Annotated in this window: 18 protein-coding genes; 10 read left to right on the forward strand and 8 right to left on the reverse strand. The window is 56.4% G+C overall.

The genetic code is table 11. From position 1 onward, the window contains the following. Positions 1-162: 162 nt before the first annotated feature. Positions 163-711 carry a vitamin K epoxide reductase family protein gene (locus HFM78_RS07740; protein WP_287128857.1) on the reverse strand — a complete coding sequence of 183 codons (549 nt, stop codon included), beginning with the start codon at positions 709-711 and terminating at the stop codon, positions 163-165. Between the two features lie 75 nt (positions 712-786). Here HFM78_RS07740 and HFM78_RS07745 point away from each other — a divergent pair, with 75 nt between their 5' ends. Next, positions 787-924 (forward strand): hypothetical protein, encoded by a 138-nt coding sequence (locus HFM78_RS07745; protein ID WP_287128858.1) that lies wholly within the window; start codon positions 787-789, stop codon positions 922-924. Beyond that, the gene (locus HFM78_RS07750; protein WP_287128859.1) at positions 924-1,874 is read left to right on the forward strand and encodes a TIGR01212 family radical SAM protein; all 951 of its coding nucleotides are present in this window, start codon (positions 924-926) and stop codon (positions 1,872-1,874) included. Before HFM78_RS07745 ends, HFM78_RS07750 begins: the two co-directional genes overlap by 1 nt. On the opposite strand, the gene HFM78_RS07755 is transcribed toward HFM78_RS07750, so the two are convergent. Beyond that, entirely contained in the window at positions 1,852-3,162 is a 1,311-nt protein-coding gene (locus tag HFM78_RS07755) for a DEAD/DEAH box helicase (RefSeq protein ID WP_287128860.1), read from the reverse strand. The genes HFM78_RS07750 and HFM78_RS07755 overlap by 23 nt on opposite strands. A 161-nt stretch (positions 3,163-3,323) precedes the next feature. Here HFM78_RS07755 and HFM78_RS07760 point away from each other — a divergent pair, with 161 nt between their 5' ends. Next, a complete protein-coding gene (locus HFM78_RS07760; RefSeq protein WP_287128861.1) occupies positions 3,324-4,181 on the forward strand; it encodes a YdcF family protein in 858 nt (285 codons plus the stop codon). A gap of 10 nt (positions 4,182-4,191) precedes the next feature. On the opposite strand, the gene HFM78_RS07765 is transcribed toward HFM78_RS07760, so the two are convergent. After that, entirely contained in the window at positions 4,192-5,616 is a 1,425-nt protein-coding gene (locus HFM78_RS07765; RefSeq protein ID WP_287128862.1) for a DUF4139 domain-containing protein, read from the reverse strand. Between the two features lie 162 nt (positions 5,617-5,778). After that, on the reverse strand, positions 5,779-7,149 hold the full coding sequence (locus HFM78_RS07770; protein WP_287128863.1) for an amino acid permease: 1,371 nt from the start codon (positions 7,147-7,149) through the stop codon (positions 5,779-5,781). Between the two features lie 150 nt (positions 7,150-7,299). Here HFM78_RS07770 and mtnP point away from each other — a divergent pair, with 150 nt between their 5' ends. Together mtnP and HFM78_RS07780 are read left to right on the forward strand one after the other, a co-directional pair. Next, positions 7,300-8,175: an S-methyl-5'-thioadenosine phosphorylase gene (gene mtnP, locus HFM78_RS07775; protein ID WP_287128864.1), complete on the forward strand. Its 876-nt coding sequence runs from the start codon at positions 7,300-7,302 to the stop codon at positions 8,173-8,175. After that, positions 8,176-8,538: a YbaN family protein gene (locus tag HFM78_RS07780; RefSeq protein WP_287128865.1), complete on the forward strand. Its 363-nt coding sequence runs from the start codon at positions 8,176-8,178 to the stop codon at positions 8,536-8,538. 115 nt (positions 8,539-8,653) lie between these two features. Here the strand turns inward: HFM78_RS07780 and HFM78_RS07785 are convergent, their stop codons facing one another. The 3 genes from HFM78_RS07785 to HFM78_RS07795 form a co-directional block, all read right to left on the reverse strand. Continuing rightward, entirely contained in the window at positions 8,654-9,385 is a 732-nt protein-coding gene (locus HFM78_RS07785; RefSeq protein WP_287128866.1) for an alpha/beta fold hydrolase, read from the reverse strand. After that, entirely contained in the window at positions 9,379-10,131 is a 753-nt protein-coding gene (locus tag HFM78_RS07790; RefSeq protein WP_287128867.1) for a 1-acyl-sn-glycerol-3-phosphate acyltransferase, read from the reverse strand. Before HFM78_RS07790 ends, HFM78_RS07785 begins: the two co-directional genes overlap by 7 nt. A 120-nt stretch (positions 10,132-10,251) precedes the next feature. Next, entirely contained in the window at positions 10,252-11,433 is a 1,182-nt protein-coding gene (locus HFM78_RS07795) for an LL-diaminopimelate aminotransferase (protein ID WP_287128868.1), read from the reverse strand. A gap of 125 nt (positions 11,434-11,558) precedes the next feature. Here HFM78_RS07795 and trpE point away from each other — a divergent pair, with 125 nt between their 5' ends. The 3 genes from trpE to HFM78_RS07810 all read left to right on the forward strand — a co-directional run bounded on the left by trpE (position 11,559) and on the right by HFM78_RS07810 (position 15,346). After that, a complete protein-coding gene (gene trpE / locus HFM78_RS07800) occupies positions 11,559-13,034 on the forward strand; it encodes an anthranilate synthase component I (RefSeq protein WP_287128869.1) in 1,476 nt (491 codons plus the stop codon). A gap of 389 nt (positions 13,035-13,423) precedes the next feature. Further along, positions 13,424-14,929: a bifunctional phosphoribosylaminoimidazolecarboxamide formyltransferase/IMP cyclohydrolase gene (purH, locus tag HFM78_RS07805; protein ID WP_287128870.1), complete on the forward strand. Its 1,506-nt coding sequence runs from the start codon at positions 13,424-13,426 to the stop codon at positions 14,927-14,929. 72 nt (positions 14,930-15,001) lie between these two features. Further along, positions 15,002-15,346 carry a DUF760 domain-containing protein gene (locus tag HFM78_RS07810; protein WP_287128871.1) on the forward strand — a complete coding sequence of 115 codons (345 nt, stop codon included), beginning with the start codon at positions 15,002-15,004 and terminating at the stop codon, positions 15,344-15,346. Between the two features lie 30 nt (positions 15,347-15,376). Here HFM78_RS07810 and HFM78_RS07815 read toward each other — a convergent pair whose 3' ends face one another. Beyond that, positions 15,377-15,553: a hypothetical protein gene (locus HFM78_RS07815; RefSeq protein ID WP_287128872.1), complete on the reverse strand. Its 177-nt coding sequence runs from the start codon at positions 15,551-15,553 to the stop codon at positions 15,377-15,379. A 140-nt stretch (positions 15,554-15,693) separates the two neighbouring features. Between HFM78_RS07815 and HFM78_RS07820 the strand changes: the two genes are divergently transcribed. Then, positions 15,694-16,179, forward strand: a complete 486-nt coding sequence (locus HFM78_RS07820; RefSeq protein ID WP_287128873.1) for a DUF427 domain-containing protein — start codon at positions 15,694-15,696, stop codon at positions 16,177-16,179. Positions 16,180-16,215: 36 nt separating this feature from the next. Then, positions 16,216-17,321: dicarboxylate/amino acid:cation symporter (locus tag HFM78_RS07825; protein WP_287128874.1), on the forward strand; the 1,106-nt coding region annotated here is incomplete at its 3' end.

Genomic DNA, 17,321 nt, shown 5'->3' on the forward strand with positions numbered 1-17,321 from the left:
CCATAACACCCGGAAGAGTGAGGAGCGTCTCGACAGTGAAGTCCATGATTCAACTGATTGCGACTACTCCATTATACACCTCTTACACGGAAGAGCCCCACAACCTTTGCTGAAGCCATCAGTTTGTCCCCTGCCACTACGCCTTCAGTTTATTACTAAAAATTAAGTACCCTGGTCGTTGAGGAAGTAGCCCCCGGCGGGTGGCGGCGGTACCGTGTTTTTCTGAATCTGATATAGAAGCAAACTACTCACTAGCGTCAGTCCCGCCACGCCTAGCCCTAAATTCGTTCCAGCCTGACTCCGGGACCATTTCTGCGTAAAGAGGACGGTCAGCCACAGGGTTGTTAAAAATAACGCTGAGGCCAAACAATAGGGACAAAAAGCTTTAATTTCAAATATCAACAAGCTCATCAAATAACCACTGAAAACTATACCCATCGTAGTTAAAGCCCACAGCCCAGGCCACCGCCAGCCCCCCCCGTCTCCAGGCCACGTGACAAACGCCAGGATGACGGCATAGAGCCCAAACCCGAATCCCGCCAACGGCAAGCCCAACACACTCGCGTAGGGACTCGCGAGGACCACATTACAGCCTGCGCCCTCCCCACAGGCCACCGTCGCCCCGACAATCAGCTTTTCGTAGGTCAGATACCCCGTGACCCCCAGGCCCCCCAGAGCCAACAGAGCCATCCCCAGCCTTATCTTGTCCATGGGCTATCCCGGCACTCCCTCGATTTTAACGTCCTCAGCCAGAGGCTATCCTGTAGACATCGCTCAGGAAGACCCATGGACCGCCCCAAATGGGTTGCCATCCTCACGGGAGCCATCTCCATCGCCATTGCGGTCGGCTACCTCGCCCTCGTCCAGGTCCTCAACCTGCGCGGGGGTGATAACTTCCGGCCCGCACCCACCGAAACCAAATAATGTTGCCCTACAACCAGCACAGCGAAGCCCTCAAACGTCGTTTCGGACAGAAGATTTTCAAAGTGACCCTGGACGCTGGGTTTAACTGCCCCAATCGGGACGGTAACCGGGCTTGGGGTGGTTGTACGTTCTGTGATGCCTCCGGTTCCTCGGCCCAGATTGCCCCGCCCACCATGCCCTTAGCCGCACAACTGACGACCGGAATAGCGAAATGGCAGGACCGTTTTGGTAGTAAGGCCCAGAAATTCATCGCCTACTACCAAGCTTTCACCAATACCTACGCACCTCTGGAGCGGTTGCGGGAAGTTTATCAGGTGGCTCTTGACCACCCAGATGTAGTGGGACTCGCCATCGGTACTCGCCCCGACGCGGTCCCAGACTCCGTGCTAGACCTACTAGCGGAGATTGCCCAACAGAAATACCTCTGGGTCGAATACGGCCTACAAAGTGCCCATAACAGCACCTTGGACTACATCAACCGCGCTCACACCGTCGAGGAATACAGTGATGCGGTGCAACGGACCCAGGCGCGGGGGCTGGATATTTGCGGGCATCTGATCCATGGTCTACCCGGCGAAACTCCGCAGATGATGTTGCAGTCAGTCCAAAAACTCGTGGACTTGGGCGTGACGGGAATTAAAATTCACTCCCTGCACATCCTCAAGGGCTCCGTCATGGCCCAGCAGTACCGCCGGGGCGAAATCCCGATGTTCTCCCAGCAAGATTACGTCACTTGGGTCTGCGACTCCCTCGAACTCCTACCCTGGGAAGTCGAGATCCACCGTCTGACTGGGGACGGCCTCAAACATCTTTTAATTGCGCCGGAGTGGTCCCAGGACAAACGCAAGGTCCTCGAAGCAATCCAGCGCGAGATGCAATACCGGGGCACCCGCCAAGGGGCCAAAGCCCGTCAAGCCGTCCCTAAAACTAGCGGCCCTGGGTCTTTTTAGCAGCGGTACGGGGACGAACACGGCGGCTGGCGGCGGCTGGCGGGGTGGCAGTTGGGTTCGTACGGGTGGTTTTAGCGGCAGTTTTGGCTCTGGCACTGGCTTGGGCGGTGCGGTGGGCGGCGAGTCGTTCACCCAGGGGAATCTCTAGGGGCTGGGCGGTGATAGTGGCCTTGTTGAAGCCCGGTAGCGTTTGGCGCGTGAGTCGTTTTCCTAAAGCCCGTTCGATGGCTTTGAGTTTATCTTCTTCCTCTGGGGCAACTAGGGTGATTGCCTCCCCGGTTCGTTCGGCACGGGCGGTGCGTCCGACCCGGTGGATATAGTCGGCGGCAGCCACCGGTACATCGAAGTTAATGACATGACCCAGAGCTTCAATATCAATCCCACGGGCGGCAATATCCGTCGTCACCAGGACCCGGAACTCGCCGCGCTTGAAACCCTCTAGGGCCTGGGTCCGCTGGGCCTGACTGCGGTTGCCATGGATGCGTTGACCCTCAATCCCCGCTGCCGTGAGCGATCTACTTAAGCGGTCAGCGCGGTGCTTAGTCCGGGTGAAGACGATAGCGCGGGGAATCGCTTCTTGGGTCAGGAGGGCGGCGAGGAAAGCAGCTTTATGGTCCTGAGCCACGGTGTAGACCCGCTGGGTGATCCCGGTGGCGGGGGCGGCGGGTTGCTCCTGGTTAATTGTCAAAGGGTTATGGAGAATCTCACGGGCCAAGCCCAGGATGGCCTTGGGCATCGTTGCAGAGAAAAAGAGGGTCTGACGCTGGCGGGGGAGATGGTTGAGAATCCGCCGGATACTCGGTAAAAAACCCATCTCCAGCATCCGGTCGGCCTCATCAAAGACCAACACCTGAATGCCCGTCAACTTGGCATAGGGCTGGGTGCAGTGGTCTAGGAGCCGTCCGGGGGTGGCGATGAGGACTTCAACCCCACTGTTGAAGGCCCGTACCTGGGGCGGCATCGCGACCCCGCCAATGATCGTTGCCCCGCGCAGGGGCGTGTATTGGGCGAGTTGGTTCAGTTGTTCAGCAATCTGGATCGCCAGTTCACGGGTGGGGGTCAGGACCAAGGCGCGGGTGGTGCCTGTGGACTGGGGGAGCAACCGCTGGAGGATGGGCAATAGGAAGGCTGCTGTCTTACCCGTCCCCGTCATCGCTGAAGCGAGTAGGTCGTGACCGGCTAGAGCCGGGGGGATAGCTTGGGTCTGAATAGGCGTGGGCTGGCTAAACCCCAGGGCTTCAACCCCGCGCAGCAGGTCGGGGTGTAGATTCAAAGGGGCAAAGCTCATCGGTAAAATTCCTGAAAAGAGGACCAAGGTCAAATGACGATACGCACGACCTTGAGTTTAACTTCTCTACCGACTTAGATTACTGCCCCGGAGGGGACCCTGCCGTCCGGGGAGCGACGGCAGGGTATAGGAGGTTAGGCTAAGAGATAGACATAGGGCCTGTGGTCCTCAGTAAGGCCACGTCTCTAGATACCCCGACCCCGCCGATTTATGCACAGTTGCGAATCCATAACAAGCGTATTTTCTCAGTGTCACTCTACCTAAGTAAGATTTTGTCCCTGCTCCTCTACCCCCTAGGGCTGAGTATTGTGCTTTGGACATTGAGTCAGCTATGGTTCCGGTTTCCTCGGCTGGCACGGGGCTTAGGGTTGGTGGCCCTCGCAATTCTGGTTATTTTCAGTACCCCGGTGGTGTCTCAGGCGTTGCTTGGCTCTCTGGAAAATCAATTTCCTACCCTGGACCCTATCACTGCTCCCCGCGCTGGGGGCATGGTGGTTTTAGGCGGGGCGATGCGTAGTCCTAGCTCCCGGCACAGTCAAGGCGAACTGGTGGAAGCGAGTGACCGTCTGCTCCATGCCCTGCGCCTGTACCGTGCCCAAAAAGCCCCCTGGGTCCTCATTACTGGCGGGAATATCGAGTTTCTTGGGGCGGCGCAAGTCCCCGAGGCCCGAGCGGCACGGGAACTCTTGGTGGAATGGGGATTAGACCGCACGGTAATTCGGGTCGAGGACCAGTCGCGCAATACTTACGAAAATGCCCAGTTCACCCGTCGGCAGCTAGCTGGTTTCAGGGGGCAAATTCTTCTGGTAACTTCGGCTTATCACATGCCCCGCGCGGTTGCCGTGTTTCGACGGGCGGGTTTCACGGTCATCCCTGCTCCCACGGATTACCTGACCGGCTGGGGCGAACCGGATGGGATTTTTCAGTGGCTGCCCAGGGCTGAGGCGTTGGCTGATTCCACCGTGGCCCTCAAGGAATGGCTGGGGCTTTGGGTCTATCGTCTGCGCGGTTGGGCTTGACTCTACGAGCCTAGTACCGCACCCGCACGCGATAGGTAAGCACCGCTGTACCATCGGGCTGAATCGGGACATTGAAGCGAACTGCCGTCGCTGTCGTCTTTTGGCTAGGAAAAGAGGAGGCCAGGACTGCCCAATCCCCGCTAATAAATTCATTGACGACCACCGTAATCGCTTCTTTTTTACGGTTGCGGAGACTGATCTCGTAGGCGTATTCGGTCTGCTTGTCATCAATTCGTTTGTAATCCGTCTGCTTACGCTCCGCCACCACGTCAAAAGCGTCCCCTACTTTCACTTGGATGTTTTCGTTACGCGGTGTGTGGTTGATGCGGTCCTCCCCCAGGAATTGTTGCCCGCCATTGCTATCAGCTTTGTAGAGCCGAAAAATACCGGCAGGGAGCGGTTGACCTAGCTTGTTTTGTTCGCTGTTGGTGAACTCAATATAAACCCCGATTTTTTCACGGATTGGTTCACCGGGCTGATTGTAATCTCGATAATACCCAGGCTGACCCAAGAGAATGAACTGTTTACGCACCTCAATACCCTGAGCTTCAAGGAGACTGATCTGCTTGGTTTGAGCGTTTTTGAGGGTGGTCGGACGGCTGAGGGTGTAGAGGTAATATTCAAAAAGATTTTCTTGTTTGAAGGCAGGCGCAGCGGAAGCATAGGTGGTTTGAGTGTTCTCTTGCTGTACTATCCTCCGCTGACTATCAAGGTTGACCCGATTGATCTCCCCCGCCACTAGTTGCAGTTGAGCATTGCGGTATTCTGTACCACTGTTGTTCTCAAGCGTGACCCAGCTATTTAGCCCCGCTTGGGTCTCCTCGGGGTTGAGGACTAGCACGTAGTCAGCTTTCCAGCTAATGCCGTCCGTGAGATAGGAAACTTCAACCGTCTGGGGGTTACTATTGTTGTTGTCTAATTGCCAAACCAAGGTCGGCTTAGCAATTAACCCCTCGGGGAGTTGCGGGAAACGAATTTCAGCAATGTTCGTCGGGTTGGTGACAATCTGGCTCCCAATCTGCCAAACTTGGCCCTCATTGTTCGCAAGTAACGTCGCCTCGGTGGGGATAAACTTATCCGTGCTGTCCTGGGTTTGTTTGAGGACTAGCGTGACTTTTTTACCGACGTACTTATCCAGGAGTTTCTCTGGGGAGAGTAGGTCATACTCGTAATTTTGCTCTAGAATGCTCAAGCCCGACGGGTTGGTAAGGGACTTGAGGTAGACCGTAGCCGGGTCAATTTTAGAGGCCACCCCAGAAAATTTAAGGGCCTGGACTCCCTTGGCGAGCTTGAGCGTCCGCACATCCCGCACGAGGCCGAGATTCGAGTTATAGACGGTGATAGACACGGCTTGTTGTTGCTCCGCACCACTGACCTGACCCCAGACTGGCGCACTTAACGTCAACGCCAAGCCCACTGCTAACCACAGTTTCATGGATTCACTCCTACTTACTTCTCTATCCTAAGAGGCCCTTCCTAGGCATTACCCACCTGTGCCTTCACCATGGAAAGCTAGCCTCACGGAATAGACCCGGCAGAACTTTCTGGGACCCTCGCTGCCGCCGAAAGAGCCCCCTATCCTTTGGATGGGGCATGGCTAAGGGGGATTGAGGGGGACGGCTTGAGTAGGACGGTTGAAGAAAAGCCAGTAGACGGGTAGGGCTAGCAACATAAACCCTAAGGCTAGACCGGATTGGAGCGGGGATTCAAGCAACAGATTCACCACCAAGAAGCCCGACACGCCTAGGAACACTAAAGGTATCAGTGGGTAGGGCCAGACTTGATAGGGACGGGGCAAGTCCGGGGCCACCTGCCGCAATCGCATCAAGGCAATCGCCGCGAGTCCATAGAAAGCCCAAGCCGCAAACCCAAAATAATCCACCAGCGTCCCAAAGTTACCAGGAATTACCAAAGCCGCCGCCCACACCCCTTGGACCAACAACGCCAGTACCGGCACCCCCTGCGGACTCAAACGGTTTAGAAATCCTGGGAACTGTCCATCCCGCGCCGAAGCATAGAGGACCCTGGCTCCCGACAAGAGCGAACCGTTCGTCGAGCCAAAGGTCGAAACCGCCACCGCAAGCGGAATTAAGACCCCCCCCACCGGACCCAGGACCCGCACCGCAAACTCCGTCGCCACCGCCCCAGACGTCACAATCTGTTGGGGACTGAGGACCGCTAGGTAGGCCAAGTTCGCCAAAATATAGACTGCCATCACGCCAAGAATGCCGGAGATAATGGCGCGGGGGAGATTTTTCTCGGGGGCTTGTAGTTCCTCAGTGACGTAATTCAAATTGTTCCAACCGTCGTAGGCCCAGAGTGCGGAGATCATCGCTAGACCAAAGGCACTCACCAAGTTGAAATCTGCTGGGGGCACGGCAAAGGGGGTGAAGGGGTCGTTGAATCCGGCTCCCCCAGTTGTAACCAAAGCCCCAAGCCCCAAGATGATGATCCCCGTCAAAGCCAGTAACTTCAACCCCGTGAAAATAACCTGGACCAAGGCCCCCCAGCGCACCCCTAAACAATTGATTAAAGTCAACACTAGTAGGGTCGTAATCGCAATTGCTTTCAACCGCCAATCACTATCTAGGTTGGGGGTGCGCGGGTCTAGTCCCAACAGGACACTGCCCAAATAGCGGGCAAAAACAATACTGATAATTGCCTGGGAACCACTCTTCAACACAAAGAAATTGGTCCAGGTGAACATGAACCCCAAGGAGCGGTCCAAGCCCTTCCTTAAATAAACATACTCCCCGCCCGACACCGGCAAGGCCGCCCCCAACTCGGCATAACAAAGGGCACCCGCCAGGGATAATAGCCCCGCCACCACCCAGACCAACATGGCAAGCCCCACCGATCCCACGGACCCCAGGACCTTACCGGGACTGGCAAAAATCCCTGAGCCAATCGTGGTCCCGACAATCAGCGCGGCCCCATCAATGAAAGTCATGGAACGGCGTAAGGTCATCCCCGGTCTCCAGCCAGAATTCCATTGAGTTTACTGGATTGTTGAGATGGATTAACTTTTACCTGCGTTGCCAGCCGGCTCTGTCGCCCGAGGGTAGGGGGCTAAGGGCGGGGCAGTGGGATAAAATCGAAAAAATTCCTCAAGGACAGTATGCACCCGGTCAAAATTGCTGTGATAGGGGGGAGCGGCCTCTATCAGATGAGCGGGTTGACGGACTGCCAAGAAATTCAGGTCCCTACGCCCTTCGGTGAACCCTCGGATACCTTGATGACTGGGCGGGTAGAGGGGGTGGACGTGGTTTTTTTACCCCGTCACGGTCGCCACCACCGGCTTTTACCCAGTGAGGTCCCCTACCGGGCCAATATCTATGCCCTCAAAACCCTGGGGGTAGAGTACGTCATCTCCATCGCCGCTGTCGGGTCCCTCCAGGAGACCTACCGGCCCATGGATATCGTCCTACCCGACCAGTTCTTCGATTGGACCCGCCACCGCGCTGCGACTTTCTTCGGGGAGGGCTTAGTGGCCCATGTCAGTCTGGCCCACCCGGTGGCCCCTGAACTCGTAGACTTGGCGACTGGGGTTTGTGCAGAATTTGACCTCGGCGCGGCACGGGTCCATCCCGCTGGGACCTATCTCTGTATGGAAGGCCCCGCCTTCTCCAGTTATGCCGAGTCGCGGGTTTACCGCAGTTGGGGCATGGCTATTATCGGTATGACCAATGCCACAGAAGCTAAACTCTGCCGGGAAGCTGAAATGGCTTACTGCACTCTGGCCTTTGTCACGGATTACGACTGCTGGCACCCGGACCGGGCGGCGGTCACGGTGGAGCAAGTGATTGACTACCTCAACCGCAATGTCACCACCGCCCAACACATCCTTAAGACCCTTATCCCTCGCCTCGGTCAGACTCTGCCGGTCTGTGCTGCCCACTCCGCGCTGAAAGACAGCCTCTTCACCCGTCCTGAAAATGTCCCCGCCGCCACCCGGACGAAACTCGCCCCCCTCCTCCAAAAGTACTGGTCATAGATGGAAACCCTCAAAAAGTGGACCCTCCTCAGTCTGGGCAGCCTCTGTGTCGCCCTCGCTGTGCTGGGAATTTTTATCCCGCTCCTGCCGACCACCCCGTTCTTACTCTTGGCGGCGGCTTGTTACTTTCGCAGTTCCGACCGTCTCTACGGCTGGTTGGTGGGCCATCGGCTCTTCGGGCCTTTCATCCGCGATTTTCAAGAAAAGCAGGGCATGACGGTACGTTCCAAAGTCCTGGCGATTGGGTTGATGTGGCTGGGCATCGGTTACGCCGCCACCCTCACTGAACTCTGGATTAGCCTTGGTCTGTTGGTTGTTGCCCTGGGCGTGACCGTCTATCTATTAAGGTTGAAAACACTTTGAATCTAGGGTTTGGGCGGGGTTGGTTTGGGCGGCAAATCCTTCATGATCCGTTGCAGCATATCGCGGGTATCGGGATCAGTACAGGGTAGGTCCAGTGGGGGTTTGGGTGGCGTGGTCATTCGGTCCTCATCAAAAAGTCGTACTGCAATAATAGTCGCGCCAAGTCCATCTCGCTCTCAATCAAAACGGCGTGTCCACTGTAGGGCAACACCTCAATCCGGGCATCGGGCATCAACTCAGCCAAATGCTTGACCTCGGCTAAGGAAGGTAACAAGCGGTCCGCCGCTCCCGCCACCAATAACACGGGTAGGGTCAGGCGGTGTAATTCATCGTCTACATTCAGACTATCCAAGAGTTTGAGGCGGTGGATAATCGTCTCCGCCGGGACTAAGCGCAGGATTGCCAACAGAACCCGGCGGTCCTCCCGTTTCATCCGGCTGACCGTTACTAAAAAAGGCATGAAAAATAACGCCGCGAACCGGAATGTAAACGCTGGTAAGATACTCAACCCCTGGGCTCCCTGCTGGAGTAGCGTCTGCCGTCGCCAAGAAGTCGCCGGGTTAATCAAGACCAAATGTCGGAAGCGTCCCGGCCAAGCGAGGGCCGCGAGCAACGCGATACAGCCCCCGAAGGACTCCCCACAGAGAATTACGGGCTGTTCGGGTCCCGGCAGTAGGTCTAGGACCTGCTGGGTCAACTCGGGCCAATCCCGGCGGTCATCCAGAGGCACCGCCAAAACCCGGACTTCACAGTAGGGCGCGAGGTTGGCTTCCTGTTGATAAAAAAGCTTGCCCGTCCCATCCAGACCGGGTAGGTAAATCAGGACAGGCCGCACCGATTTCACCACCGCTCCTGGTACCCCCGTGCCGTCAAAATCCGGGTCTGCGTCTGGAATTCCTCGGTTAGCTGGGCCGTAATCTGGCGGGCATTCCCGTGACGATAGCCGTATTGTTCACTAGCGGTCAGACGCCGGGGGCGGCCCACCATCAAGAGGACGCGCTCATAGAGGACGTAGGGATGCCAGCCCGGGCGTTGGAAAGTCGGTTCGCGGTTATCAAAGAGTTGTAATAGCGATAAGGGAAATAGCGGCCCGCTCTGTTCTCGCCGCGAGACAATCGCCACCGGGACCAAGGGCAATTCCGTCACCGCACTCCGCAAGGCCAGATGGACAAAGCCCCGGCTGAACTCGCTGGGTTGGTCCGCCAATCCCAGCCGCGTGATCCGCGCTGCGCCCTCCGGGAAAATCGCCATGTGTTCGCCTTGCTGCAAGTATTGACTGGTTTGCCGAAAAAGTTGCCCCCAGCCCTGCCCGCCCTGACCCAGATGGACACCCCCCAGTTGCTGAATCAATTCGTTGATCAAGGGCACTTGGCTGAGGTAGTAATGACAGACGATATGAACGGGCTGGCCCAAGGCCCCCATTAAAAGTGGCGCATCCAAGAAGCTGCGGTGGTTACCCACGACAAAGAGACAGCCCTCACCGATGGGTAAAGGGGTTTCGTAGCGCACCTGCACTTGGGTCTGGAAAAGTTGTAGAAACCCTTGGGCTACATCTAGGGCCGCAGCGGGCGGTAGGGGCGAGGCGGTGGTCATGGTGGGAATGGCACACCCAGATGACTCTAGGCGACGCGAATTATAACGTTGTGTTAAGTAGATCATAGTTCATTGAACTGCGGCGCGGGGGGATAACAGTCATCCCCCCTGTGCTACCCATTAGGCTGGGTCGTACCGGAGTCCAGCTTGGTCCATACGCCGGATGGCTTCTTCAATGCGGTCATCCTCCACCGTCAGGGCAATGCGGAAATAACCCTCCCCGTAGGTCCCGTAGCCGTTACCCGGAGCGACAATAATCCCGCACTGGTCCAAGAGTGCGGTGACAAAATCAGCCGAAGTCTGGTAGTTAGGCGGGATGGGTGCCCAGACATAGAGCGTGGCTTTGGGGGCAGTGATGGGCCAGCCCAACCCCTGCAAGCCCGCAATCACCCGGTCGCGCCGTTGTTGGTAGACCCCCATCAAGGTCTGGAGTTGGTCTTCAGTAGTTGCAAACGCTTCGATTGCCGCCGCCTGGATGGCCTTGAAAACCCCAGAGTCCACATTGCTCTTGATGCGCCCCAAGGCCCCGACCCCCTGCGCCGCCCCGACGACAAACCCGACGCGCCAACCCGTCATGTTGTAGGACTTGGAGAGCGAATGGAACTCTAACGCCGTCTCCCGTGCCCCTGGAATTTCGAGGATGCTGGGGGGTTTGTACCCGTCGTAGGCCATCTCGGAATAGGCATGGTCATGACAGATTAAGATGTCATGCCGCTTGCCAAAGGCCACCAACTCCTCGAAAAACCCTAGGTCCGCCAAGGCCCCGGTGGGGTTATTGGGATAGCCGACCCAGAGTAGTTTGGCTTTTTGGGCGACTTGGGCGGGGATTTTAGTGAGGTCAGGCAGAAAATGGTTCTCCGCCAAGAGCGGTAGAGCGTAGGGTTCACCACCGGCAAAAAGTGTCGAAGTCCGGTAGACGGGATAGCCCGGATCGGCATACAGGACAATATCCCCTGGGTCCACGAAGGCCAGACAGGTATTGTGGATGGCTTCTTTGGAGCCGATGGAGGCAATAATCTCGCGCTCTACATCCAGCCCCCCCGCCCCAAAACGCCGTTCAAACCAAGCTAGAGCCGCCGCCCGGTAGGACTTGGTCCCCGCGTAGGGCGGGTAATTGTGGGTACTGGCGTCGTCCACCGCCCGGTGCATTGCCGCCAAGACCGGCGCCGGGGTCGGTTTGTCCGGGTCCCCAATCCCCATATTGATGATGTCCACCCCGCGCGCAATGGCCTCATCACGCTTGCGGTCAATCTCAGCAAATAGATAGGGCGGGATGATCTGGAGGCGGTGAGCAATGTTCATGGTCAGTTTAGTTAAGGTCTGTCTTCATGCTAAAGTTCAACGGTCAAAAAGCCTATCTTTACGGCTAGCAATTAGTGACACCCTCTGTTTGATTTCGGCTACTAGACTTGTGGCAAAATGACCCCATGGATGAATTCACCCAGTTTTGTGCCCTTAGTGAACAAGGTAACTTCATCCCGCTCTACCGGGAACTGTTGGCAGATTTAGAGACCCCGGTTTCGAGTTGGGTCCGGGTTTGTCAGGGTCGTCCCTACAGTTTTTTGCTGGAGTCCATTGAGGGCGGTGAACGGTTGGGGCGGTATAGTTTTCTGGGGGCAGACCCGCTTTGGACGCTGACGAGTCGGGGTGCGGTGAGCGAACAGTGTTACCGCCACGGCGAAATCCGCACCCACGAGGGCGACCCCTGGCAGATTTTGACGGATTGTCTCACGGAGTATCAGCCCGTTCTCAGACCCGAGTTGCCGCCGGCGTTGGGGGGCTTGTTTGGGTATTGGGGGTATGAGTTGATGCCCTGGATTGAGGAGCGCGTCCCGGTCCACCCCACGGAATTGCCGGATGGGATGTGGATGCAGGTAGACCAACTTTTAGTTTTTGACCAAGTGAAACGCAAGATCTGGGCGGTGGTCTGGGTGGATACCCGCACCGGCGACCCCGCTACGGTTTACGCTAAGGGCCAACATCAACTGGATGCTCTGCTTGCCCGTCTGCAAGCCCCGCTCAGTGAACCCTGGCCTGTGCTGGATTGGCGGGCGAGACGGGAATTGCCCACGCCCACCAGTAACTTTACCCAAGCAGACTTTGAGCAGGCCGTCCGCACGGCTCAGGAATACATCCGGGCGGGGGATATTTTTCAAGTCGTCCTCTCGCAACGGTTGGGGGTGCCTTACCACCAGGACCCCTTCACCCTCTATCGTTCACTCCGGGTCATCAACCCCTCGCCCTACATGGCCTATTTCAACTTTGGCGATTTCCAGTTGATTGGCTCTAGTCCCGAGATCATGGTGAAACTAGAGCAAGTCGGGACCACGAAACTCGCCACTGTGCGCCCCATTGCCGGGACGCGCCGCCGGGGACAGGACCCCGCCGAGGATATTGCACTCGCTGAAGACTTACTCCAGGACCCCAAGGAACGGGCGGAACACATCATGCTCGTGGACCTAGGCCGCAATGACCTAGGCCGGGTCTGTTGTTGGGGCACTGTCCAGACCAATGAACTGCTCAGCGTGGAGCGGTATTCCCATGTGATGCACTTGGTCAGCAATGTGACCGGGGAGTTGACCCCAGAGTGCACCGCCTGGGATTTGTTAAAAGCCTGTTTTCCGGCGGGGACGGTGAGTGGTGCCCCTAAAATTCGAGCGATGGAGATCATCCGCGAACTCGAACCCAGTGGGCGCGGTCCCTACAGCGGGGCCTACGGTTACTACAGTTTCGACGGTCAACTCAACACCGCTATCACGATCCGCACGATGGTTCTGTCTAAAGGTCAACTCACCGTCCAAGCGGGCGCGGGTATCGTTGCCGACTCCATCCCCGCTTTGGAATATGAAGAAACCCTCACTAAAGCCCGTGCCCTGTTAGAAGCCCTGCGCTATGGCTGGTGAACTACGCTCAGCACTCAGCTTTAGACAAATGCTTACATTGAGCTATCACCATGAAACTTAACGTGAACGGAATATATAGTCCTACCCTTCCATCTGGATACGGCAAGATGCCAGATGATCCAAACCCTATCAGTTGGGGAGAGGCATTTTAGTGCTGGATAACGTCCATTTTGGAATGATGCATTAGCCAAGCGATCCCCAGATCCCCCTAAAAAGATAGGTCAATCAAGGTTGGTGGGTCTGGACTGGCTCCACTCTGAACCCCAAGACTTGAACCGTCTCCACTACGGAGCCAATCCCATACTCATAGCGCGGAGACAGCTTCGAGCCAGGGCTTTAGGGGGACTTTTTGAGAAGACGGGGTGGGGCTAAGCTGGAAAAAACTGGACATGACAATGTTTGCACTGTTGAGCGTGGCGGATAAGACGGGTTTAGAGGCGTTGGCGGGTCCGTTGGTGGCGGCAGGATTGGACCTGTTGGCGAGTGGAGGGACGGCCCATTATTTACAGCAGCAGGGTTTTACGGTCACGGAGGTCGCGGACTACACGGGGTCGCCCGAGATTTTGGGGGGTCGAGTGAAGACTTTACATCCCCGGATTCATGGCGGGATCTTGGCGCGATTGGACCAGCGGACGGAACTGGAACAGGCCGGGATTAGCCCGATTGCCGTCGTTGTTGTCAATCTGTACCCCTTTGCCCAAACGATTGCACAACCAGAGGTGACCGAATCAGAGGCCATCGAACAAATTGATATCGGCGGGGTTGCGCTAATTCGGGCCGCCGCCAAGAACTTCACTCAGGTAAGCGTCCTGACTCACCCGGACCAGTACCCCGACTTCAGCCAGCATTTGACCCAAGGTTTGACGGAGAGCTACCGACGGACCCTGGCCCAGCAAGCTTTCGCCTATACCAGCAGCTATGACCAGACCATTGCCCAGTGGTTCGCCGGGGAGGGCCGTCTACCGGAGACCTTGAACCTCCACCTGACCCGACATCAGCCCCTCCGCTATGGCGAGAATCCCCATCAGCCAGCGACTTGGTACCGTCAAGAGGCGGTGGGTTTCACCACCGCCCGCATCCTCCAGGGCAAAGAACTCAGCTTCAACAATTTAGTGGACCTCGAAGCCGCCCGCCGCCTCGTTGCCCGTTTTGCCCCCCTGCCCTGTGCCGTCATCATCAAACACACCAACCCCTGCGGCGTGGCTCTGGGCATAACCCTCGCCGCTGCTTACCACCGTGCCTATACCGCCGATAGTGTCTCGGCTTTTGGGGGAATTGTCGGCCTCTCCCAGCCCGTGGACGAAGCCACCGCCCAACAGTTGGTGCAAACCTTCTTGGAGTGCGTCCTCGCCCCAGACTTCAGCCCCGAAGCCCTGGCTATCCTCCAGCGCAAACCCCAGTTACGCCTGTTGGCTCTACCCGACTTGACGACTGCTCCGCCTCTGGACTTCAAAGCCATCAGTGGTGGTCTTTTGGTCCAAGCGACGGCGACCCAGCCCGATGACCCCGCGATGTGGCAAGTTGTGACCCAACGCCGACCCACCCCGGACGAGTGGCGTGGGCTGAGTTTTGCCTGGGAAGTCGTGCAACAGGTGAAATCCAACGCCATTGTCCTGACGCGCGACCAGCAGACCCTGGGCATTGGGGTGGGCCAGACGAACCGGGTCGGTTCAGCCCAACTCGCCCTCGCTCAGGCGGGGAGCCAAGCCCAGGGTGCGGTCCTGGCGAGTGATGGTTTTTTTCCGTTTGATGACACCGTGCGGCTGGCGGCTAGGCATGGCGTACAAGCGCTGATCCAACCGGGCGGCTCTAAACGGGACTCCGACTCGATTGCCGCCTGTGATGAACTCGGCTTGACGATGGTTATGACCGGAACGCGCCACTTCCTGCACTGAACTGTTATACTTACACTAAGACGGATTGACAAGACCGCACTCAAGTAGTGCAACGGCAACGGAGGAACAGCCATGCTACCTTTTGACCTTTCTTCGGAAGCAGCCAAGCCGCAAGGCACCAACGGTCTGCGACGTTACCTCTACCAGCAATCCCCCGAGGATCTCGCGAAGATTGCCCAGACCGTCTCCACCGACGTGCAACAGATGGTGAGTATGAATGTCCAAGGGCTTTTGGGAGGGTTACCCAGCGAACACTTCGGCGTCGAGATCACGACTAACCGCGATAATCTGGCGGGGTTATTGGCCTCAGCGATGATGACGGGTTATTTTTTACGGCGGGTTGAGCAACGGATGGAGCTAGAGCGGCAGTTCGCGCCCTCAGTGCCGGTTGAGACTGAAGAGGACCCAACTACCTAGATAATGTAACCCAGGGCAACCTGGGTTTTTTTAATGCTCGCTATCCTCATCGTCGTCCAGTTCTGCCAACTCTGCCGGAGTCAAGGGCGCAAAGAGACCCTGCATTTCTAAGTTAGAGAGGGAGTTATAAAATGATTCCAACTTGACAATCGATTCCGTATCAAACGACTCAACTGCAAACCGATAGGTACTTGTTTTGATCTGCATGGTCGGCTCCCCCCTTTGCGTCAGTTCAAATTTATAAAATAATTTGGATCCTTACTATCAAGGGAAGTGCGTAGCTTTTATTTAGGGTCCTTTACGGAAAGCGAGATGAGGGAAAATGGGAATGGTAGCTGAGTGGTCCCATGCTAAAAATTACCCCTGGTCCCGGTCAAGAATCCGTCTGGGACTACCCTCGTCCGCCCCGTCTCGAATCCTCACCCCACAATTTAAAAGTCATGGTGCAGGGGGTTGTGATTGCGAGTTCTACCCAGACGCAGCGCGTTTTGGAGACGAGTCATCCGCCGGTGTATTATTTCCCGCCCGAGGATGTGCAGCTAGGCTATCTGCAACTAAATCCGCAGCGCACGGGTTGTGAATGGAAAGGGGTAGCGCAGTATTACGATCTAGACCTAGGTAATACGCAAATTCGCAATATCGCTTGGGCCTATCTGGCTCCCAGTCCGGCTTTCCAGGGCATTACGGGGTACTTGGCTTTTTATCCGAGCAAGGTAGAAGCCTATGTAGACACCGAACGTGTCCAATCTCAACCAGGGGATTTTTATGGGGGTTGGATTACTGAGGCGATTGTGGGACCGTTTAAGGGCGCACCAGGGACCTGGGGGTGGTAGGAGGGGTATAGTATACTTTCCTATCCTGTCTCTGTAATGAATCGCTTACCTCTGCACACTAAAATATTTATCGGTCTCGCGGTCGGGCTTATCCTGGGCTTACTCTGTGAGATTTTCCTGCCGGGGGATGCGCGGGTGCAGTGGGTGGTGGATAATATCGCCTCGCCGGTGGGGGATTTATTTTTAAGGTTTGTCAAGATGGTCGTGGTCCCCCTGGTTTTCACCGCGATTATTCTCGGGATTGCTGATCTAGGCGATGTGCGGAAGATTGGGCGGATTGGTACGAAAACCTTGCTATTTACGCTGGTCATCACGGGGGTGGGGGTCCTGACGGGGATCGTGCTCGTGAACTTGTTTCAGCCGGGAGCGGGGATTCCTGAGAGCGTCCGTGCGGATTTACTGACTTCTTTGACGGGTAATAAAGATATTTCCAAGATTGTCACCAATGCCAGTGAAGCTAAGTCCGCACTCCAATCCCTGCTCCTCTTGGTCCCTGAGAATCCCCTAGCCGATGCCGCTGGGGTGTTTAACAGCAGTTACCAAGGCGGCGGGCTACTGGCGGTCATGTTTTTTGCGGTGGTCTTTGGGGTGGCGATGGCTTTGAGTGATCCGGTCCAGGTGGAGCCTTTGAAACAGGTCCTCCAAGGCGTTTATGCCGTCATTATGAAAATTATTGATTTCGCGATGAACTTGGCCCCTTTTGGGGTGGCGGGCCTGATCTTTAAGACGGCAACGCTCTTGGGTTTTGCCACGATTGGCTTGTTACTGAAATATGTCCTAGTCGTCCTTGCGGCCCTAGCGATCCATCAATTTATCACCTATGGCTTGATTGTGCGTTATGGGGCCAAGCGTGACCCGGTACAGTTTTTTAAGGACCTGCGCGAGGTGATGCTCACGGCGTTTTCTACGAGTTCATCAAGTGCAACTTTGCCCACTTCCATCCGCGTCACTGCCGACACACTCAAAGTTAACCGTGATATTACTAACTTTGTCTTGACTGTGGGTTCGACGGCGAATCAGAACGGGACGGCTTTGTATGAAGGGATTACGGTTTTGTTCTTGGCTCAGTTTTTTGGGGTGGAGTTGAGTTTATTTCAACAGGTACAGGTGGTTTTACTCTCGGTGGTGGCGGGGATTGGGAC

It is taken from the genome of Candidatus Cyanaurora vandensis (assembly GCF_013285555.1).
Taxonomy (GTDB): Bacteria; Cyanobacteriota; Cyanobacteriia; order Gloeobacterales; family Anthocerotibacteraceae; genus Cyanaurora; species Cyanaurora vandensis.